Source organism: Sphingobium nicotianae, assembly GCF_018603885.1.
Lineage (GTDB): Bacteria > Pseudomonadota > Alphaproteobacteria > Sphingomonadales > Sphingomonadaceae > Sphingobium > Sphingobium nicotianae.
The window spans coordinates 452,932-471,939 of record NZ_JAHGAW010000001.1; the positions used below are offsets into that span (position 1 = coordinate 452,932).

At 65.6% G+C, this 19,008-nt stretch carries 17 protein-coding genes; 4 read left to right on the forward strand and 13 right to left on the reverse strand.

Annotation, left to right across the window (positions count from 1 at the left end; genetic code table 11):
• Positions 1-19: 19 nt before the first annotated feature.
• The gene (gene secG / locus KK488_RS02260; RefSeq protein WP_214621487.1) at positions 20-418 is read right to left on the reverse strand and encodes a preprotein translocase subunit SecG; all 399 of its coding nucleotides are present in this window, start codon (positions 416-418) and stop codon (positions 20-22) included.
• Between the two features lie 496 nt (positions 419-914).
• Positions 915-1,226, reverse strand: coding sequence for an Hpt domain-containing protein (locus KK488_RS02265; protein WP_214621488.1), 312 nt, complete (start codon positions 1,224-1,226; stop codon positions 915-917).
• A gap of 163 nt (positions 1,227-1,389) precedes the next feature.
• Between KK488_RS02265 and KK488_RS02270 the strand changes: the two genes are divergently transcribed.
• Entirely contained in the window at positions 1,390-3,756 is a 2,367-nt protein-coding gene (locus KK488_RS02270; RefSeq protein WP_214621489.1) for a coiled-coil domain-containing protein, read from the forward strand.
• Positions 3,757-3,938: 182 nt separating this feature from the next.
• On the opposite strand, the gene KK488_RS02275 is transcribed toward KK488_RS02270, so the two are convergent.
• The 8 genes from KK488_RS02275 to ccmC all read right to left on the reverse strand — a co-directional run bounded on the left by KK488_RS02275 (position 3,939) and on the right by ccmC (position 10,850).
• Positions 3,939-5,867, reverse strand: a complete 1,929-nt coding sequence (locus tag KK488_RS02275) for a potassium transporter Kup (RefSeq protein ID WP_214621490.1) — start codon at positions 5,865-5,867, stop codon at positions 3,939-3,941.
• A gap of 103 nt (positions 5,868-5,970) precedes the next feature.
• Positions 5,971-6,630 carry a tetratricopeptide repeat protein gene (locus tag KK488_RS02280; protein ID WP_214621491.1) on the reverse strand — a complete coding sequence of 220 codons (660 nt, stop codon included), beginning with the start codon at positions 6,628-6,630 and terminating at the stop codon, positions 5,971-5,973.
• Complete coding sequence (locus tag KK488_RS02285; protein ID WP_214621492.1) at positions 6,627-7,043, reverse strand: cytochrome c-type biogenesis protein; 417 nt, start codon at positions 7,041-7,043, stop codon at positions 6,627-6,629. Before KK488_RS02285 ends, KK488_RS02280 begins: the two co-directional genes overlap by 4 nt.
• Positions 7,040-7,573, reverse strand: coding sequence for a DsbE family thiol:disulfide interchange protein (locus KK488_RS02290; RefSeq protein ID WP_214621493.1), 534 nt, complete (start codon positions 7,571-7,573; stop codon positions 7,040-7,042). Before KK488_RS02290 ends, KK488_RS02285 begins: the two co-directional genes overlap by 4 nt.
• On the reverse strand, positions 7,570-9,513 hold the full coding sequence (locus KK488_RS02295) for a heme lyase CcmF/NrfE family subunit (protein ID WP_214621494.1): 1,944 nt from the start codon (positions 9,511-9,513) through the stop codon (positions 7,570-7,572). The genes KK488_RS02290 and KK488_RS02295 overlap by 4 nt, the downstream gene beginning before the upstream one ends.
• On the reverse strand, positions 9,510-9,980 hold the full coding sequence (gene ccmE / locus KK488_RS02300; RefSeq protein WP_214621495.1) for a cytochrome c maturation protein CcmE: 471 nt from the start codon (positions 9,978-9,980) through the stop codon (positions 9,510-9,512). The genes KK488_RS02295 and ccmE overlap by 4 nt, the downstream gene beginning before the upstream one ends.
• Before the next feature lie 7 nt (positions 9,981-9,987).
• Positions 9,988-10,119: a heme exporter protein CcmD gene (locus KK488_RS02305; protein WP_214621496.1), complete on the reverse strand. Its 132-nt coding sequence runs from the start codon at positions 10,117-10,119 to the stop codon at positions 9,988-9,990.
• Positions 10,120-10,124: 5 nt separating this feature from the next.
• A complete protein-coding gene (ccmC, locus tag KK488_RS02310) occupies positions 10,125-10,850 on the reverse strand; it encodes a heme ABC transporter permease CcmC (protein WP_214621497.1) in 726 nt (241 codons plus the stop codon).
• Between the two features lie 187 nt (positions 10,851-11,037).
• On the opposite strand from ccmC, the gene purF reads away from it, so the two are divergent.
• Both purF and KK488_RS02320 read left to right on the forward strand, forming a co-directional pair.
• Positions 11,038-12,501, forward strand: coding sequence for an amidophosphoribosyltransferase (gene purF / locus KK488_RS02315; protein ID WP_214621498.1), 1,464 nt, complete (start codon positions 11,038-11,040; stop codon positions 12,499-12,501).
• A 154-nt stretch (positions 12,502-12,655) separates the two neighbouring features.
• A complete protein-coding gene (locus tag KK488_RS02320; RefSeq protein WP_214621499.1) occupies positions 12,656-13,387 on the forward strand; it encodes an SDR family NAD(P)-dependent oxidoreductase in 732 nt (243 codons plus the stop codon).
• A gap of 92 nt (positions 13,388-13,479) precedes the next feature.
• Here the strand turns inward: KK488_RS02320 and dnaJ are convergent, their stop codons facing one another.
• Together dnaJ and dnaK are read right to left on the reverse strand one after the other, a co-directional pair.
• Positions 13,480-14,592, reverse strand: coding sequence for a molecular chaperone DnaJ (gene dnaJ / locus KK488_RS02325; protein ID WP_214621500.1), 1,113 nt, complete (start codon positions 14,590-14,592; stop codon positions 13,480-13,482).
• Positions 14,593-14,663: 71 nt separating this feature from the next.
• Complete coding sequence (gene dnaK, locus KK488_RS02330; protein WP_214621501.1) at positions 14,664-16,571, reverse strand: molecular chaperone DnaK; 1,908 nt, start codon at positions 16,569-16,571, stop codon at positions 14,664-14,666.
• Between the two features lie 173 nt (positions 16,572-16,744).
• Here dnaK and KK488_RS02335 point away from each other — a divergent pair, with 173 nt between their 5' ends.
• Positions 16,745-17,251: a copper chaperone PCu(A)C gene (locus tag KK488_RS02335; RefSeq protein ID WP_214621502.1), complete on the forward strand. Its 507-nt coding sequence runs from the start codon at positions 16,745-16,747 to the stop codon at positions 17,249-17,251.
• A 115-nt stretch (positions 17,252-17,366) separates the two neighbouring features.
• On the opposite strand, the gene KK488_RS02340 is transcribed toward KK488_RS02335, so the two are convergent.
• Entirely contained in the window at positions 17,367-18,980 is a 1,614-nt protein-coding gene (locus tag KK488_RS02340; RefSeq protein WP_214621503.1) for a phytoene desaturase family protein, read from the reverse strand.
• Positions 18,981-19,008: the final 28 nt, after the last annotated feature.

Sequence of the window (19,008 nt, forward strand, 5' to 3'; positions counted from 1 at the left end):
AAAAATATTCTGGCGCTGGTTATTGCGCGAGCGGGACGGACTGATTGCCGCCGGCCGGAGCCGCCGAGCGATTGCTCGCCGCCGAAGCCGCCGCGCCGGAAAGCGCATCCCCTTCCGCACTCGGAGCGGGCCCGCCCTGCGCCGCCGGCGCCGTCTTGCCGACCAGTGAGGTATCGACCGAGGCGGCGCGATGCTGAGTCGCCGCGATGACGGCCAGAATGACGCTCATGCCCACGAACAGGGTGGCGAGGATCGTCGTCGCGCGCGTCAGGAAATCGGCAGCGCCGCGCGCGGACATCAGACCGCTCGGGCTGCCGCCCATGCCAAGACCGCCGCCCTCCGAGCGCTGCATGAGGATGACCGTGACCAGCGCGAACGCGATGACGGCCTGAACGACGAGGAGGAACGTGAAAAGCATGAGTGTGGAAATATCCGTTATGGTCTTGCTGCAGCGCACTTAGCGACGAATTCGTGAAGGTTCAACCTTGGCCGACTCAGGCCTGACGCTCCGGTCAAGCCGCGCGCGTTCCATTTCCGCGATCTAGAGGCCGCTTTTCGCCGACGAAAGCGCATGGAGAGAGGCGCAATTGCCACATGTCGGCGTCGCACTGCCATCCGGGAAGGCGCGGTTTTCCGCCCGGTTCGGCCGGAACTTCGTCAACCTCACACATGGGCGCCATGGAAAACGCGAGAAGTTTCGCTCCGGCACGAACGAAAGTGGCGGTTTTTGGGGAATTTTGACGAAGTCGAAGACGGCCGCACCCCACAGAGGTTGCGAGCATGGCGTGAAGTTCTGGCATGGAAGGATGGTCGTAGGACAGGCTGCCGCTTTTTGACGCCAGGTCACGGGGTCATCGCTGCTTATGGGCTGTGTCCCGCAAGCGGCTTTTGAGGAATCGGCGGCCTACGCCGGATCAGCTGTGCTCGTCCGCCCCGATAACAGCCAGCGCGCGGCTGATCTTGCGCACGATGACCGGATCGCCCGGCGCGCTTTCCAGCGCTTCGTCGGCGAGATTCATGACATTGTTGACGCCGAAGCTGGCGCAGAGGCCCTTCAGCCGGAGCGCGGCCATGGTCCAGTTCGCATCACAGCGGGCACGAGCGAGAAGGTTGAGCTGGCGCTCGGCACTCTCCAGAAACGCCTGACGCAACTCGGTGATCAGAGCGAGATCTGAACCAACGGCCGCCGAAAGCGCCGCTTCGAGTGTGCCGGGATCATAAGCCATGCATTTTGATAGTCCGCCAAATGTAAACAGCGCGTAAAATTGCGGTTCCCCGCCGATAGGAAAATGTTAAGAACGAGAGATGTCCGGACCCCGAAAAGAGACAAATCCGTCCCAGAACGGAACAGAAGGTCCGGACTCAGGGCAAGCAAAGGACGGCGAAGGCATGAGCCAGGATTGGCTATCGCGACTGCGCGATTCTGACTCGGGATGGGATCAGCCGGCATTTCCGGACCGCTTCGGCGACCGCAAGGAGAAGCGCGCCAAAGCCACGGTGGCCCCCGCCCAGGCAACCACCACCCAACCGGTGGAACCGCAGACGGCGCAAACGGAGACTCACCCCATCACTTATGATTATGACGACGCACCGGAGACGGAAAACGGGCTGCCCCGCGGCGTGCGCATCATTGCGATGCTGCTGCTCGGCGCGCTGGCTCTCGGTTGGGTGGGCATCGTGATCGCCAGCGGACTGCGGCCCGATCTGGCAGAGCGTTCGGCGACCTTCATCAATCTGATCGCCGTCCTCTCCGGCCCGCTGGTGCTGATCGGGGGCGTCGCTTATGCGCTGCTGCGACGGCGCGAGACCGATCCTGGCGCGATCCGTGCGGCCGATACGCTTCATCTCGCCGACCAGGCGGCGCAAGCAGCGGCGCGCCTCAGCGAGGCCCATGCGCAAGTGATGACCCATACGCGCGACTTCACCACGGTCGCGGACCAGTCCGCCAGCGCGATCCTTGGCGCGCTCCAGACGATGAGCACGCAGACCGGCCAGCTCGAACAGAGCACGACGATATCCATCGCGACGCTGACCGCACTCGGTGAACGGATCGCGACCATGACCGACGCGCTGCCGCGCCTGGAAGATCGCCTCGCCACCCTCGGCGAGACACTCGCACGCGTCGGCGGCGACCTCGGCCAGCGGCACGACCAGCTCGACCAGCAGTTGCAATCGACCGCGCTCATTGCCGAGGAGGCCCGGCTGCAGCTGGTGGATGCCGGGAGCGCTCTCGCCGAGCAGCTTGGCGGCCTGCGGGACGGCGCACGCGATGCCGGCGACGAGCTGGCGAGTCTCTCGGAACTCTCGTCCGCGCGGCTGGACCTGACGCTCGACCGCGTGAAGCAAATCCTCGACGCCACCGAGCAGCGCATGGAAGCGCAGAATGCGGCGCTCGTCGCTCTGGTCGAGAAGAGCCGCAAAGGCATCGAGACAGCATCGGGCCATTCGCTCGATCGTTTCGCCGAGCATTGCCGCAAGATCGAGGCGATCCTGGGCGCGCTCGATGCCCGGATCGAGGGACATGCCGAAAAGAGCAATGCCTGGCTGGAAGGCACCGCACGGGGCGTCACGGCGCTGGCCGGCGAGTTCAATGCGCTTGAGCAATCCGCCATCGCCCGGACCGAGACGCTGTCCGCAACGATGATGCAGCTCTCCGGCGACACGCGCAAGCTGGTCGAGGCGATCGAAAGCGGTCATGCCGGCTCCGATCAGCTCATCAATCGGGCGGAGGCCCTGCTGGTCGCGCTCGATTCCGGCGTGCGCGAGCTCGATGAGAGCATGCCGGCCGCAATCGGCCGGGTTGAGGTGCAGATCGATGCGATGCACGAGCGCATTGTCTCTGCCAATCCCGTGGTGGAGGCGGTGGAAGCAGTGGCGAAAGGCGTCGTCAGCCAGCTTCAGGAATCCGACCACCTCGCGCGGGCCCATGTCGCCGCGCTGACGGAGGCGATGCAGCGCTCGCAGGGGGCTCTCGCCGCGCAGAAGCAGCAGATCGATGCGCTGGCCGCTGCCGTGGACGAAGCCAGCGCCGGCATGGCCCGGCTCGGCGAGAGCGTCGGCCCGCAAATGGTCGAAGCGCTGGTGCGTGTGCGCGAGACGGCCGATGCCGCTGCGGCCAAGGCTCGCGCCGCCATGACGGCCGCCATTCCCGATGCCGCCGCCCAGCTCGGCGCGGCGAGCAGCCGGGCCGTCGAGCAGGCCGTCTCAGGCGCGGTCTCCGATCAGCTCGAGCGGCTCTCGCTGGTGGCCGACGATGCCGTCAAGGCAGCCCATCGCGCGACCGACAAGCTCACCCGCCAGATGCTCAGCCTGACCGATGCCAGCAAGGAGCTGGAGCGTATCCTCGCCGGCAATGCCGAGCGGATCGCTTCCCAGGACCGCGACCTCATGGCGCACCGATCGGCCAAGCTGATCGCCTCGCTCAACGAGCGCGCGATCGACGTCAACAAATGGCTCGACAAGGAGGTGTCGGAGCCGGAGTGGACCGCCTATCTCAAGGGCGACCAGGGCCTGTTCGCACGACGCGCAACACGGCTGGTGAGCGGATCTGACGCGAAGAATGTCCATGCGCTCTACAATGAAGATCCCGACTTTCGCGAACATGTGAACCGCTATGTCCACGACTTCGAGAGCCTGCTGCGCGCGGTCATGGCGAGCAAGGATGGCAGCGCGCTGGCACTGACGATGGTCTCATCGGACATCGGCAAGCTCTATGTGGCGCTGGCTCAGGCGATCGAGCGGTTAAGGTCGCATTGAGGGGCGACGCTCGACGCTCCTTCCCGTCATTTCCGCGAACGCGGGAATCCCGTGCCGCTTGCGCGATCCAGGCTGTAGTGATGCAATAATCATTTAATTCAGGGCATGATGCGGCGCGTTTGTAAGCTCGCCTTCTACACCAAATACTCGCTGCCCGTGAAACCCTGGAATGTCACGACTGCCTAGATCTCGACCTGACTGCCCAGTTCGATCACGCGATTGGTCGGCAGGCGGAAGAACTCCATCGCACTTTCCGCGTTGCGCAGCATCCAGGCGAAAAGCTTCTCGCGCCAGATGTGCATGCCCGGCCGGGCCGAGGGCAGGAGCGTTTGCCGGGCGAGGAAGAAGCTGGTCTCCATCATCCGGAACGTCTGGCCGCAGCCAGTGACCTGGCTCAAGGCGTCGGGCACGTCGGCTTCCTCCATGAAGCCGTAGTTCAAAATCACACGGAAGAAACCGCGGCCAAGATCCTCTATCCCGAAACGTGCCGTCGAAACGACCACCGGCACGTCGGCAATCTTGACCGTCAGCAACACAACCCGCTCGTGCAGCACCTTGTTGTGCTTGAGGTTGTGCAGCAGCGCGTGGGGCACACCGTCCGGCGTCGACGTCATGAACACCGCCGTGCCGGGGACACGCACCGCGCTGTTCGAGGCTGATGCGACGAACACCGGGATCGGCATGGCGGATTCGCGCAGCCGATCCATCATCAGCTTGCGCCCCTTCGCCCAGGTGGTGAGCAGGGTGAACACGATCAGGCCGATCAGCAGCGGGAACCAGCCGCCGTCCGGGATCTTGGTCAGATTGGCGGCGAGATAGGCGCCGTCGACGACGTAGAACATCGCGAGAAGCGGGATCGCGGTCCAGCGCTTCCATTTCCACAGCTTGAACATCACGACGGTGAGCAGGACATTGTCGATGAACATCGCGCCGGTCACCGCGATGCCATAGGCCGCGGTCAGGTTGGACGAGGTCCGGAAGGTCATCACCAGCAGGATGACCATGATCATGAGGCCCCAGTTGATCAGCGGGATATAGATCTGGCCGGCCGTGGCGGCGCTGGTATGCGCGATGCGCAGGCGCGGGATGAAGCCGAGCTGGATGGCCTGCTGCGTCACCGAGAAAGCGCCGGTGATCACCGCCTGCGAGGCGATGATCGCGGCCAGCGTCGCGATGCCGACCAGCGGCAGGCGGAAGGCGTCGGGCGCCAGATTGTAGAACGGGCTTTCCAGCGCCGCATGGCCTTCGCGCATCAGCAGCGATCCCTGGCCCATATAATTCAGCATCAGCGCCGGCAGGACGAACCACAGCCAGGAGATGCGGATCGGTTTGCGGCCGAAATGGCCCATGTCGGCATAGAGCGCCTCGGCACCGGTGACGGCCAGCACGACGGCGCCCAGCGCAAGGAAGGCCTGCATCGGCGTGAGCAGGAAGAATTCCAGCGCATAACCGGGATTGAGCGCCCACAGGATGGCCGGCAGCTGCACGATGCTCATCACGCCGAGCGTGGCGATCGAGAGGAAATAGAGCAGCATGATCGGGCCGAACATCGCCGCCACCCGGCTCGTGCCCGCGCGCTGGATCGAGAAGAGGAAGATAAGGATCGCCAGGGCCAGCGGCACCACAAGCCCGCCGAAGCCGGGGTTGACGACGGCAAGACCTTCCACCGCGGAGAGCACCGACACCGCCGGTGTGATCATGCTGTCGCCATAGAAGAGCGCAGTCGCGAACACGCCCATCAGCACGATCCCCGCCGACCAGCGCTTGGACGGAACCGAGCGGCTGATCAGCGCCAGCAGAGCCAGCGACCCGCCCTCGCCCTTGTTGTCGGCGCGCATGATGATCGTGACATATTTGAGCGTCACCACCAGCATCATCGACCAGAACATCAGGCTGATCGCGCCCATGATGTGAGCGTCGTCGAGATCGAGATGATGATGGCCGGCGAAGGTCTCGCGGAAGGCGTAGAGCGGGCTGGTGCCGATGTCGCCGAAGACGACGCCGATGGCGCCGACGGCCAGCTTGATCGCGCTGTCGTGAGCGTGACCGTGACTTGCTGGCGCCTCCGCCGGAACCGGCGTGGCGGCAGTGCCTTGATCGGGCGTGGTCACTTGCCCGCCTGAACCGATGTCATCGGATGCGCGTCCCCTGCTGCGGCTTGCGCCGCAATGCGGCGTGCGCCTAGCACTTCACTTGTGATGGTGCAACGCACAATCACGGGGCGCGGTTTCCAGTCTGGGACTCGGCGTCGCGCCGCTTGATCAACGCCTGGAGGAGCGCAACGTTTCGGATCAATTCTTCGCGCAGTTCAAACTTTTCGGGCAGGCGCGCGGCCAGTCGCAGCCAGATGTCGCGGGCGCGCTCGAACTGGCCGGACTCGGCGAGGGCGAGGCCATAGAAATAATTCGGGGAAATACCGTCCGGCTGCAGCCTGATTGCCTGCTTGAAGGCATAGTCGGCTGCCGGCGTCAGGGTCCCCTCGCCATGCATCACCAGCGCATTGCCGAGACCGACCCAGAGATTGGCATCGTTGGGGAACTCGCGCAGGCCGGACTGGAAGATGTTGACCGCATTCTGCGTGTCGCCGCGCCGGGCATAGCCGTCCGAAATCACCAGCCAGCGCGTTGCGCCGCTGATCCGCTCGCCTATCTCGCTGCGCTTCTTCGCCAGCGCTTCGTCGAAGCGGACGCGCTCGACGCCCGGCGCCACCGGCTTGCCGGCAAGGCCCGGGCTGCCCTGCCAGGCATAGCCGGCGAGCCCGAGGAGCAGCGCCGTTGCGATCGGCGCGAGCTTGCGCAGCGGCAAACGTGTGGCTGCCCAGATGCCGCCGCCGGTCAGCAGCGCGAGAAGGATGGCGATGGCGAGCCCGGTCATGCCCTGACTTTCTTGTGCCGGATCCGGCTCCAGGCCAGCACGCCGCCGGCACCGAGCAGCACCAATGGTGCCGCCCAGAGCGGCCAGAGGATCGGATCGGCGGTCGGCTTGTAGCTGATCCAGTCGCCATAGCGCTCGATCAGCCAGGCCCGGATATGCTCGGGCTCCTCGCCCCTGGCGATGCGCTCGCGGATCTCCGAGCGCAGGTCTGAGGCCATGCTGGCATTGCTGTCGGCGATCGACTGGCTCTGGCAGGTGAGGCAGCGGATCGTCTGCATGAGGGCCATCGCCTTGGCTTCCTGCGCGGGATCTTCGAGCTGGCGGTCGGCATAAGGCGCGGGCGGCAACGCCGTCTGCGCAAGGGCCGGGCCGGCGAGCATCAGCGCACTCAGGAAGATGAACAGCGGCCTCATGCCCCCGCCTCGCGCAGCTTCGTCAGGATCGTGTCGATGTCCTGCGGGCCGATATAGCCGATGTGCTGGTAACGGATGATGCCCTTGCCATCGATCACGAATGTCTCCGGCACGCCGGAGGAACCGAGATAGAATTGCAGGGTCGAGCGCGCGTCGAGACCGATGCGATGAAAGGGATTGCCGTTGCGTTGCAGGAAGGCGTCGACATCGGGTCGCGCATCGCGAATGGCCACTCCGTCGATCCGCACGCCGCGCTGGGCAAGCTGCGCGAGCTGGGGCGCTTCGGCCGCACAAGGGACGCACCAGCTCGCGAAGACGTTCAGCAGGCGCGGCTTGCCGTCCGCCATCTGCTTGGTCGAGAGTGCCGGCGCCATCGCCGAGGCAGCCGGGAGATCGATGCCGGGCACGGGCTTGCCGATCATCCGCGACTGGATGACGGTCTGGTTCTTCTGGGTGAGGCCGAGCGAGGCGACCACCAGGAACACGAGATAGGCCGCGAGCGGCACCCACAGGATGAGCGAGCGCTTCATGCGAACCGCTCCCGCGCCGGCTTGCGCGCCTGCACCTTGTGCCGCCGCTCACGCCGCACCCGGCCGATCAGCGCCAGTGCGCCGCCGATCGCGATCAGCGCGCCGCCGGCCCAGATCAAGGTGACGAACGGCTTCCACCAGATGCGCAGTTGCCAGCGGCCATCCTCGAGCTGATCGCCGAGCACCAGATAGAGCTGGCCGTTCCAGTGCGTCATCTGGACCGACTCGGTGGTCGGCGTCGGCGGATCGGAGAAGAAGCGCGCCTGCGGCCTGGCGGTGCCGATCACCTCGCCATCGCGGCTGACGGTCAGGCTCGCCTGCATCGCCGTCCAGTTCGGTCCGGCGATCGGAATGACGCTGTCGAAGCGCACGGTCTGCCCGGCAATCTCGAATGTGTCGCCCGGCCGCGCCGCCGCCAGCTTCTCGCTCGAGAAGCTGCTCTCGGCCGCCATGCCCGCCAGACTCACCGCGCAACCGAGATGCGCGAGCACCATGCCGTAGGTGAACATGGGCGTCCGCAGCAGATTGCGCTTCCAGAGCGGCAGGACGCTGGCAATGGCGACAGCGCCCGCGGCGGCGAAGCCCAGAGCCGGCAGCCAGCCGATCCGCCCGGCCGATAGGATCAGCGCCGCGGCAAGCGCCAGCACGGCGAGCGCGATCGACGGCGTAACACGCCGGAGCAGCTTTCGGGGATCGTCATGGCGCCAGCGCAGCAGCGGCCCGACAACCAGCACGGCCATCAGCGCGATCGTGATCGGCCCGATGATCGTGTTGAAATAAGGTGGCCCGACCGACACGCGCACGCCCATCATCTCCGTGAGCAGCGGATAGAGCGTCCCGATCAGGACAAGGCCGAGGATCACGCACAGCAGCAGATTGTTGAGCACCAGCATCGCCTCGCGGCTGACCGGATCGAAGCGCGAGCCTTCGTTGACGGTATGGACGCGCAGCGCGAACAGAGCGAGCGCGCCGCCGATATAGAGGCCGAGCAAGGCGAGGATGAAGGTGCCGCGCGTTGGATCGACGGCGAAGGCGTGGACGCTGGTGAGGATGCCGGAGCGGACGAGGAAGGTGCCGACCATCGACATGGCGAAGGCGACGACCGAGAGCATGACCGTCCAGGCCCGCAACGCATCGCGCGTCGCCAGCACCGTCGCGCTGTGCAGCAGCGCCGTCGCCGCGAGCCAGGGCATGAGCGAGGCATTCTCGACCGGATCCCAGAACCACCAGCCGCCCCAGCCGAGCTCATAATAAGCCCAGTAGGAGCCGGCGGTGATGCCGAGCGTCAGCAGGATCCAGGCGCCGAGCACCCAGGGCCGCACCGCTCTCGCAAATCGCGCATCGACCTGCCGGGTCAGCAGCGCGCCGACCGCGAAGGAGAAGGCGACCGACAGGCCGACATAGCCGAGGTACAGCGTGGGCGGATGGAAAGCGAGGCCTGGGTCCTGCAACAGCGGGTTGAGCCCCTGCCCGTCCGCCGGCGCCGGATTGAGCCGCGCGAAGGGATTGGAGGCGAAGAGCAGAAAGGCATAGAAGCCCAGGCTGATCGCCGCCTGCGCGCCCAATGTCGCGACATGCGTACGTTGATCCAGGCCGCGCTCGAACAAAGCCACGGCGGCCCCCGCCGCGCTCATCACCGCGACCCAGAGCAGCATCGAGCCTTCGTGATTGCCCCAGGCTCCCGCGAATTTGTAGATGAAGGGCTTCATCGAATGGCTGTTTTCCGCCACCAGCAGGACCGACATGTCGGACCGCAGGAACAGGGTGATCAGCAGCGCCAGAGCAAGGCAGGTCAGGACGCCCTGCGCCACCGCGATGGGCCGGATCAGCCGACGAGCATCCTCATTGCCCTTCGCCACCGCACTCCAGGCGAGCAGCAGTTGCAGGCCGGCAAGCGTCGCGGCGAGCCACAGGGCGGCGAGGCCGGCTTCGGCGATCATGGCTTGGCCGCGCTCACCTTGTGCGTGTTGGGATCATATTTGATTCCCTCCATCTCGCGCGGCATGTAGCGCTCGTCATGCTTGGCGAGGATGTTGGTCGCGCGGAAGGTACCGCTGGCGTCGAATGCGCCCTCCGCGATCGCGCCGCCATTCTCCTTGAAAAGATCGGGCGTGATGCCGCTGAAGGTGGCGGGTACGCTGGCTTTCCCGTCTGTCAGGCGAAAACTGATCGTGACGCCATCGGCCGCCCGCTTGAGGCTGCCGCCCTCGACCATGCCACCCAGGCGTACCGCCCTGCCCGGCTCGACCTTCGCGGCAATCGCCTCGGCGGGCGTGTAGAAATAGGCCGCCTGTCCCTTGAGTGCCGACATGGCGAGCAAGACGCCACCCAGCATGGCGGCGATCGCCAGCAGTATCAGCACGAGGCGCTGATGCTTGCGTTTCGTCTTCGGCCGTGTCGTGGTCATGTCCATCTCAGTCGCGCCTCGTCAGCTGGTCGGCGCGCGCTTCGGCTTGCCGTGCGCTGCGCCAGGCCCACAGGCTCGTCGCCAGCGTCGCGATGAAGGTAAGGCCGTAAGCGGCAATAACAAAGGGCCAGGGCGCCATGCCGATCAGCCTCGCGACATCCGGGCGAGGCGCGCCTCGATGCGATTCTCGGCGAGGATGGCGCGCATCCGCAGCAGCACGATGGCGGTGAACCAGAACGTGAAGCCGAGCACGGTGAGGCCCAGCGGCCAGAGCATCGAGCCGGCGATCTTGCTGCCCGAGAGGCCGATGCTCGATCCCTGGTGCAGGCTGTTCCACCACTCGACCGAATAGTGGATGACCGGCAGGTTGAGCGCGCCGATCAGCGCGAAGATCGCCGTCACCCGGCTGACCCCGCCCGCCTCGCCGCGATCGGCGCTGGAGCGAGCCAGCGCGATATAGCCGATATAGAGGAACAGCATGAGCAGCATGGAGGTCATGCGCCCGTCCCATTCCCACCAGGTGCCCCAGGTCGGGCGGCCCCAGATCGATCCGGTGGAGAGGCACAGCGCCGTGAACACGGCGCCCGGCGTCGCGATCGCTCGTCCCGCCACGGCGGCGAGCGGATGCCGCCAGACAAGCTGCATGACCGCGGCGATGGTGAGCCCGCTCCAACCACCCATGCCGAGCCACGCGGCCGGCACATGGATATAGAGGATGCGGAAGCTGTCGCCCTGCAGATAATCTGCCGGGGCGATGAACAGACCCGCCCAGCATCCCGCCACGATCAGCAGGACACCGCTCCAGAAGCACCAGGGCGTCACGGGCACGGCAATGGCGAGGAATCGGCGCGGGTTCGCGAAAGCGTGCATCGCGTCCCTTTAGAGCGCCGTTGGATGAGTGACCAGTGCGTTGATCTCGTACAGACCGGCCAAGAAATACCTATCAATGTATTTTTTGCGACAATGGGGCGACAAAGCTGCAATCGGTCCCTATATGGCGGGCCAACGAGGATCGCGGCGTGGCGAGAATCGCCTCGCTGGCCACTTTGAGAGAGCCATGCTGACCACCCATCCATTCGATGATGACAAGCTGCGCGAAGAGTGCGGCATATTCGGCGTTTACGGCGCCGAGACCGCCTCCGCCATGGTCGCGCTGGGGCTGCATGCTCTCCAGCACCGCGGTCAGGAAGCCGCGGGAATCACCAGTTGGGATGGGGAGGAATTCCATACCCACCGGGCGATGGGCCATGTGGCGGGCAATTTCGACAATGACGAGATCATCCGCCAGCTCGCCGGCGACATCGCCTGCGGCCATGTCCGTTATTCGACGACGGGCGAGACGGCGTTGCGCAACGTGCAGCCGCTCTATGCCGATCTCAGCTCGGGCGGCTTCGCCATCTCGCATAACGGCAATATCTCCAACGCCACCAATCTGCGCCGCCGCCTGGTGCGCGAAGGCGCGATCTTCCAGTCGACCAGTGACACGGAAGTTATCATCCATCTTCTCGCCCGCTCGCGCTACCGCACCCTCCTCGACCGCTTCATCGACGCGCTGAAGCAGGTCGAAGGCGCCTATTCGCTGATCTGCCTGACGCCCGAGGGCATGATCGCGTGCCGCGATCCGCTCGGCATCCGTCCGCTCGTAATGGGCCGCCTGGGTGATGCGATCATCTTTGCGTCCGAGACGGTCGCCTTCGACGTGGTCGGCGCCGAATATATCCGCTCTGTCGAGCCCGGCGAACTGATCGTCGTCACGCAGGGCTGCGAGATTCGCTCCCACCGCCCCTTCGGCGAGTCGGTGCGCCCGCGCCCCTGCATCTTCGAGCATGTCTATTTCTCGCGGCCCGATTCCGTGCTCGACGGGAACAGCGTCTATGCAGTGCGCAAGGGTATCGGCGCGCAGCTCGCGCTCGAGAGCCCGGTCGAGGCCGATCTGGTCATTCCGGTGCCGGACAGCGGCGTGCCAGCGGCGATCGGCTATTCGCAACAGTCGGGCATTCCCTTCGAGCTCGGCATCATCCGCTCGCACTATATCGGCCGCACTTTCATCCAGCCCGGCGACAAGGTCCGCCATCTCGGCGTCAAGCTGAAGCATAACGCCAATCGCGCACTGATCGACGGCAAGAAGATCGTGCTGATCGACGATTCGATCGTGCGTGGCACCACCAGCCTCAAGATCGTGCAGATGATGCGCGAGGCAGGCGCGAAGGAAGTGCATATGCGCATCGCCAGTCCGCCGACCCGGCATAGCTGCTTCTACGGCGTCGACACGCCCGAGCGCGGCAAGCTGCTCGCCCACAAGATGGATGTGGCGCAGATGGCTGCCTATATCCACGCCGACAGCCTGGCTTTCGTCTCGATCGACGGCCTCTATCGCGCGATCGGCGAGACCATGCGCGACGATGACAGCCCGCAATATTGCGATGCCTGCTTCACCGGCGACTATCCCACCACCCTCACCGATTTCGACGACATGGCCGAGATCAACCAGCTCGAACTGCTGCACGAGCGCGTCGTCTAACAGCAACCCGTGCCCGGTTTCGACTTCCGTTCGTGTCGAGCGATGTCGAGACACGTCATGCGCTGTGCCAACCTGCCTCGACTTCGCTCGACACCAGCGCCTAGAGACGGCGCTGACCTGAATGCTACCGCTCCAGCTGGAAGAAACGCGACCCATGACCGACACAGACCAGGATAAACGCCCCCTCGCCGGCCGGCTCGCCATCGTGACGGGCGCCAGTCGCGGAATCGGCGCCGCTACTGCCCATGCCCTCGCGGCCGACGGCGCCCATGTCGTGCTGGTCGCCCGTTCGGTACCCGATCTCGAAGCGGTCGAGGAAGCAATCCACGCCGCCGGCGGCAGCGCAACCATCGCGCCGCTTGACCTGACCGATGGCGAGAGCATCGGCCGCCTCGCCCAGGCTGTGGGCGGACGCTGGCAAGCGCTCGATATCCTCGTGTTGAACGCGGCGACGCTGGGCACGCTGGCGGCGGTGCCGGCGATCGACGTCAAGGAATTCGCCCGCCAGCTCACCTTGAACGTCGCCGCGCCCCAGGCGTTGATCGCGGCGTTCGATCCGATGCTGCGCGCTAGCAAGGACGCCCGCGTGATCGCGCTGTCGACCGGCGTCGCGGCCACCAATCCACGTGCTTACTGGGGCGCTTACGGCGCGTCCAAGGCGGCGCTCGACGTGCTGGTCGCGGCCTATGGAAAGGAAGTCAGCAAGATTTCGGCGATCCGCACTCATATCGTCGATCCCGGCGCAACCCGCACGACGATGCGCGCGCGGGCCTATCCGGGCGAGGATCCGGCGACGCTCAAGACGCCCGATGTCGTGGGTCGCGCGATCGCCGATCTGGTCGCCAGCGACGCCGAGGACGGCGCGCGGATCGTGCTACCGAAATGACTCTCGTCACCCTGGCGAAAGCTTGGGTCTCGTGCGAATGAGATCTCGCTTTTCGCTTGGGCGTGACGACCGAGACCGGACATTCGCTCGGATCAGCCGAACATCCCCTTGAGCTTTCCGAAGAAGCCGCTCGATTCCGGACATTCCTCGCCCGTCTCGGTCTCGCGGAACTCCTCCAGCAGTTCCTTCTGGCGCGCGGTCAGCCTGGTGGGCGTCTCGACCTCGATCTGGGTGACGAGATCGCCATGGCCCCGGCTGTTGAGCACCGGCATGCCCGCGCCGCGCTGGCGCAGCTGCTTGCCGGACTGGATGCCGCTCGGAATCTTGATCTCATGCTCGATGCCGTCGAGCCCCGGCACGGTGATCGTGCCGCCGAGCGCGGCCAGCGTGAAGCTGATCGGCACGCGGCAGAAAAGATTGCTGCCCTCGCGCTCGAAGATCGGGTGCCGCTTCACATGCAGGAAGATGTAGAGATCGCCCGCCGGCGCGCCGCGCGGCCCGGCCTCGCCCTGCCCTGCCAGACGGATGCGCGTGCCCTCGTCGACACCGGCCGGGATATTGACGTCGAGCGCCCGCTCCTTGTCGACCCGGCCCTCGCCGCGGCACGAGCGGCACGGCGACTTGATGCGCTGCCCCGCGCCATGACAGCTCGGGCAGGTCCGCTCGATAACGAAGAAGCCCTGCTGCGCGCGCACCTTGCCGTGGCCCGAGCAGGTCGGGCAAGTCTCGGCGCTGGTGCCAGGCTCCGCGCCGCTGCCGTCACACGCCTCGCACGACGTAGAGACGTCGATCTTGATCGTCGTGTCGCTGCCATGAAAGGCGTCTTCCAGGCTGATTTCGAGGTCGTAGCGCAGGTCCGCGCCGCGCCGCGTCTGCTGGCGCTGGCCACCGAAGCCGCCGCCGAAGATCGTATCGAAAATGTCGCTGAAGTCGCCGAAGCCGCCGCCCGCGCCGCCGCCACCGCCCATGCCGCCCTGCTGGAAGGCGGCGTGGCCGAACCGGTCATAGGCCGCGCGCTTCTGGGGATCCTTGAGGCACTCATAGGCCTCGCCGATCGCCTTGAACTTGGCTTCGCTTTCCTGACAGCCCGGATTACGGTCCGGATGGAATTGCATCGCCAGCTTGCGATAGCTGCTCTTGATGGTGCTGGCGTCGGCGGTCCGCTCGACTTCCAGCAGTTCATAATAATCGATTTCGCTACTCATTGCCCCGCAGCAGCCCCGTAGGTCGGCCCGGCCAGCTTATGAGTTCGCCGGCCGGGTCCGATCATTGATCATCAGCCCTTGTTGTCCTCGTCGACTTCGGAAAATTCCGCGTCGACGACATCGTCATTGGCTGTCCCGGCAGCGCCTTCCGCGCCCGGGGAGGCGGCAGCGGCCTGCTCCTTCTCGTAGATGGCCTGGCCGAGCTTCATCGAGACCTGAGCCAGTTCCTGCGTCTTGGCCTTCATATCCTCGACATCGCCGCCCTCGATCGCGCTCTTGGTCGCCGCGACGGCGGTCTCGATCTCGCCCTTCAGGCTCGCATCGACCTTGTCACCATGCTCGGCAAGCTGCCGTTCGGTGGTGTGGACGAGACTCTCGGCATTGTTCTTGGCCTCGGCACCCTCACGCCGCTTCTTGTCCTCTTCGGCGAAGCGCTCGGCATCCTTGACCATCTGCTCGATGTCGGACTCGCTGAGACCGCCCGACGCCTGGATCTTGATCTGCTGCTCCTTGCCGGTGCCCTTGTCCTTGGCATGGACTGAGACGATGCCGTTGGCGTCGATGTCGAAGGTGACCTCGATCTGCGGCACGCCGCGCGGCGCCGGCGGGATGCCGACCAGATCGAACTGGCCGAGCAGCTTGTTGTCCGCCGCCATCTCGCGCTCGCCCTGGAACACGCGGATCGTCACCGCCTGCTGATTGTCCTCGGCGGTCGAATAGACCTGGCTCTTCTTGGCGGGGATGGTCGTGTTGCGATCGATCATGCGGGTGAACACGCCGCCCAGCGTCTCGATGCCTAGCGACAGCGGGGTCACGTCGAGCAGCAGCACGTCCTTGACGTCGCCCTGCAGCACGCCGGCCTGGATGGCCGCGCCCATGGCGACAACCTCATCCGGGTTGACACCCGTGTGCGGCTCCTTGCCGAAGAACTCTTTCACGACCTCGCGGACGCGCGGCATGCGGGTCATGCCGCCGACGAGCACGACTTCGCTGATCTCACTCGATGAAACACCGGCATCGGCCAGCGCCTTCTTGCAGGGATCGAGCGTGCGCTTGATCAGGTCCTCGACCAGACGCTCGAGATCCGAGCGGGTGATCGTCTTGACGAGATGCTTCGGGCCGTTCTGGTCCGCGGTGATGAAGGGCAGGTTGACTTCCGTGGTCTGCGCCGAGCTCAGCTCGATCTTGGCCTTCTCGGCTGCTTCCTTGAGGCGCTGCAGCGCGAGCTTGTCCTTGGTGAGGTCGATGCCCTCGACCTTCTTGAACTCATCAGCCAGGAAGTTGACGACCTTGGCGTCGAAATCCTCGCCGCCCAGGAAGGTGTCGCCATTGGTCGACTTCACTTCGAACACGCCATCGCCAATCTCGAGGATCGAGATGTCGAAGGTGCCGCCGCCAAGGTCATAGACGGCGATAGTCTTGCCGTCCTGCTTCTCCAGGCCATAGGCCAGCGCGGCCGCGGTCGGCTCGTTGATGATGCGCAGCACTTCGAGGCCCGCGACCTGGCCGGCGTCCTTGGTCGCCTGGCGCTGGGCGTCGTTGAAGTAGGCCGGGACGGTGATGACCGCCTGCGTGACCGTCTCACCAAGATACGCCTCGGCGGTTTCCTTCATCTTCTGCAGGATGAAGGCGGAAATCTGCGAGGGCGAATAGTCGGTGCCGCCGGCCTTGACCCAGGCGTCACCATTGCCGCCCTTGACGATCGAATAAGGGACGAGCTCCATGTCCTTCTTGGTCGTCGGATCCTCGAAGCGGCGGCCGATCAGGCGCTTCACCGCATAGATGGTATTGTCCGGATTGGTGACGGCCTGCCGCTTGGCGGGCTGTCCGATCAGGCGCTCGCCATCCTTGGCGAATGCGACGATGGAGGGCGTGGTGCGGGCGCCTTCCGCATTTTCGATCACTTTCGGCTTGCCACCATCCATGACGGCGACGCAGCTGTTGGTCGTCCCGAGATCGATACCGATAACCTTGGCCATGTGTGTCCTCTTTTACCCCAAATTGAATCAGCGGTTCACGCTCCCGGCCGCGCTGCGCGCCGACGCGGGTTACGTCGTTTCGCTGGCGGATATAGGGCGGCTTTCGCTTGGCACAAGTCATCGCCGCGCATAGAGAAGCGGACGATTTCGGGACAAGGCGAATGGAGAGCGGAATGCGCAGGGCCTGTTTGTCGATCGCCGCGATGGCGACGCTGTTGATCATGACCGGCTGCAGCGGTCCGCCGCCGCTTTACGTCGACGGGGGATATGTCCGCCTCAACGCCAATCCGCAGGCACCGTCCGCCGCTTATTTCACGATTCATGGCGGCGGCGATCCGGTCGTCCTGCGTGGCGTGACGACCGACGAGGCCGTGCGCCTCGAAATCCACGAGAGCATGACGCAGGGCGGCATGGCCTCGATGAAGCCCGTCGACAGCGTCGACATTCCCGCCGGCAAGACGGTCAAGTTCGCGCCGGGCGGCAAGCATATCATGCTCTGGGGCGTCAACGCGCAGACCGTGGCCGATGGCAAGATCAGCTTCACCTTCATCTTCTCCAATGGCGATCGCATCCTCGCCGATGCCGTTGTGCAGAAGCCCGACGGCAGTGCCGCGAACGCCGCGGCCGGCAATGCGGCCGCGGGCGACCATATGGAAAACATGGCCAACATGGCCCATTAGCCGCCGGCGCCCGTGCTGCGCCGCCCTGACCTTGTTCCGGGCTTCATTGCGCCTCAACGCGTTGCGCTGACGGCGAGTTGGACGCCTGGTCCCCAAACGGCATCGCGCGCCCTGATCAGAGCGGCTTCGGCCATCTCCCCGAATTGCCGTCGCGCAGCACCTCGCGCGCGCAGTTGTGGCCTGGCGCGCCGGTCACGCCGCCGCCCGGATGGGTGCCTGCCCCGCACATATAGAGGCCGCGCACCGGCCCGCGATAGTTGCCGTTACCCAGCACTGGCCGGGCCGCCCAGAGCTGATCGAGCGACATGTGGCCATGCATGATGTCGCCGCCGGCCAGGCCGAACTTGCGCTCCAGCCCGAGCGGTGAGAGCGCGCTGTGGCCCAGCACCGTCGTCCGGAAGCCTGGCGCGAAATGCTCGATCGTCTCGAAGATCGCATCGATCGCCCCTTGCTCCTCGGCCGGATCGTCCCAGCTCCGGCCATCCGGCAGCACCGGCGCGAACTGCTGGCAGAACAGGCTGGCCACATGCCGCCCCAGCGGCGCGAGGCTGTCGTCCACCGTCGAGGGGATCAGCATCTCGACGATCGGCCGCTTCGACCAGCCATGCGCCCGTGCATCGCTGAAGGCACGGTCCATATAGTCCAGCGTCGGCGCCAGGATGATCCCGCTGCGATGATGCTCGCCCGGCTCGGGCAACGCGGTGAAGCGCGGCAGATCGGACAGCGCGACGTTCATCCGGAACGTGCCGGATCCGGCCTTGAAGCCCTTCATGCGCCGCGCGAAATCCGCCGGAAGGTCCGACGCATCCATCAGGCGATTATAGAGCAGCACCGGCCCGACATTGCCGATCACCCGCCTGGCCGCGATCTCCTCGCCGCTTTCGAGCCGCACCCCGGCCACCTTGTCGCCATCAACCAAAACCCGCGCCACCGCGCGCTCCAGGCTGATCTCGACGCCGACCTCGCGGCAAGCCTCTGCCATCAGTTGTGTGATCCGGCCCATCCCGCCGACGCTGTGGCCCCAGGCGCCTTTCTTGCCGTTCACCTCGCCGAAGACATGGTGGAGCAGCACATAGGCGCTGCCTGGCGTATCGGGCGAGACATAGTTGCCGACCACCGCATCGAAGCCGAACGCAGCCTTGACCGCCTCGCTCTCGAACCAGCCATCCAGGAAATCGCGCGCCGATTTCGTGAAAAGGTCGAGCATGTCACGCTGCTGCGCCAGACCCAGCTTGGCGAACCGTCGCCCTTGCATCGCCGCGTCGATCAATGCGCCATAGCCGCCACCGGCATTGGGCGGCGTCCGCAGCGCCATGTCGCGCAGCACGTCCGCCACGGCATCGAGCATGGCGTAATAGGCCGGCAGCGCCTCGGCATCCGCCGCAGAGAATTTTCGGAACTCGGCCTGCGTCCGCGCCAGCCCGCCGCCGAGCTTGAGGAAACCGCCATCCTCCTGCGGCAGGAAGTTGGAGATCGGCCGCTCGATCACGCGATAGCCGCGCGCGATCAGCCCCATGTCGGCGATCACCTTCGGCTGCAGCAGGCTGACCGTATAGCTCGCCACCGAGTTGCGGAAGCCGGGATGGAATTCCTCCGTGACCGCCGCGCCGCCTACCACGTCCCGCCGCTCCAGGATGCGCACCGAGAGACCCGCCCGCGCCAGATAGAAGGCACAGGCCAGCCCGTTATGGCCCCCGCCGATGATGACCGCATCATAGGCCTGACTCATGCCACCTTTGCCGATCACCCGCTTCCCA

What these genes read in the sequence shown, in the direction of transcription:
- secG (WP_214621487.1), bottom strand. Translation starts at nt 418, where the DNA reads ATGCTTTTCACGTTCCTCCTCGTCGTTCAGGCCGTCATCGCGTTCGCG.
- KK488_RS02265 (WP_214621488.1), bottom strand. Translation starts at nt 1,226, where the DNA reads ATGGCTTATGATCCCGGCACACTCGAAGCGGCGCTTTCGGCGGCCGTT.
- KK488_RS02270 (WP_214621489.1), top strand. Translation starts at nt 1,390, where the DNA reads ATGAGCCAGGATTGGCTATCGCGACTGCGCGATTCTGACTCGGGATGG.
- KK488_RS02280 (WP_214621491.1), bottom strand. Translation starts at nt 6,630, where the DNA reads ATGACCGGGCTCGCCATCGCCATCCTTCTCGCGCTGCTGACCGGCGGC.
- KK488_RS02285 (WP_214621492.1), bottom strand. Translation starts at nt 7,043, where the DNA reads ATGAGGCCGCTGTTCATCTTCCTGAGTGCGCTGATGCTCGCCGGCCCG.
- KK488_RS02290 (WP_214621493.1), bottom strand. Translation starts at nt 7,573, where the DNA reads ATGAAGCGCTCGCTCATCCTGTGGGTGCCGCTCGCGGCCTATCTCGTG.
- KK488_RS02295 (WP_214621494.1), bottom strand. Translation starts at nt 9,513, where the DNA reads ATGATCGCCGAAGCCGGCCTCGCCGCCCTGTGGCTCGCCGCGACGCTT.
- ccmE (WP_214621495.1), bottom strand. Translation starts at nt 9,980, where the DNA reads ATGACCACGACACGGCCGAAGACGAAACGCAAGCATCAGCGCCTCGTG.
- KK488_RS02305 (WP_214621496.1), bottom strand. Translation starts at nt 10,119, where the DNA reads ATGGCGCCCTGGCCCTTTGTTATTGCCGCTTACGGCCTTACCTTCATC.
- ccmC (WP_214621497.1), bottom strand. Translation starts at nt 10,850, where the DNA reads ATGCACGCTTTCGCGAACCCGCGCCGATTCCTCGCCATTGCCGTGCCC.
- purF (WP_214621498.1), top strand. Translation starts at nt 11,038, where the DNA reads ATGCTGACCACCCATCCATTCGATGATGACAAGCTGCGCGAAGAGTGC.
- KK488_RS02320 (WP_214621499.1), top strand. Translation starts at nt 12,656, where the DNA reads ATGACCGACACAGACCAGGATAAACGCCCCCTCGCCGGCCGGCTCGCC.
- dnaJ (WP_214621500.1), bottom strand. Translation starts at nt 14,592, where the DNA reads ATGAGTAGCGAAATCGATTATTATGAACTGCTGGAAGTCGAGCGGACC.
- dnaK (WP_214621501.1), bottom strand. Translation starts at nt 16,571, where the DNA reads ATGGCCAAGGTTATCGGTATCGATCTCGGGACGACCAACAGCTGCGTC.
- KK488_RS02335 (WP_214621502.1), top strand. Translation starts at nt 16,745, where the DNA reads ATGCGCAGGGCCTGTTTGTCGATCGCCGCGATGGCGACGCTGTTGATC.
- KK488_RS02340 (WP_214621503.1), bottom strand. Translation starts at nt 18,980, where the DNA reads ATGAGTCAGGCCTATGATGCGGTCATCATCGGCGGGGGCCATAACGGG.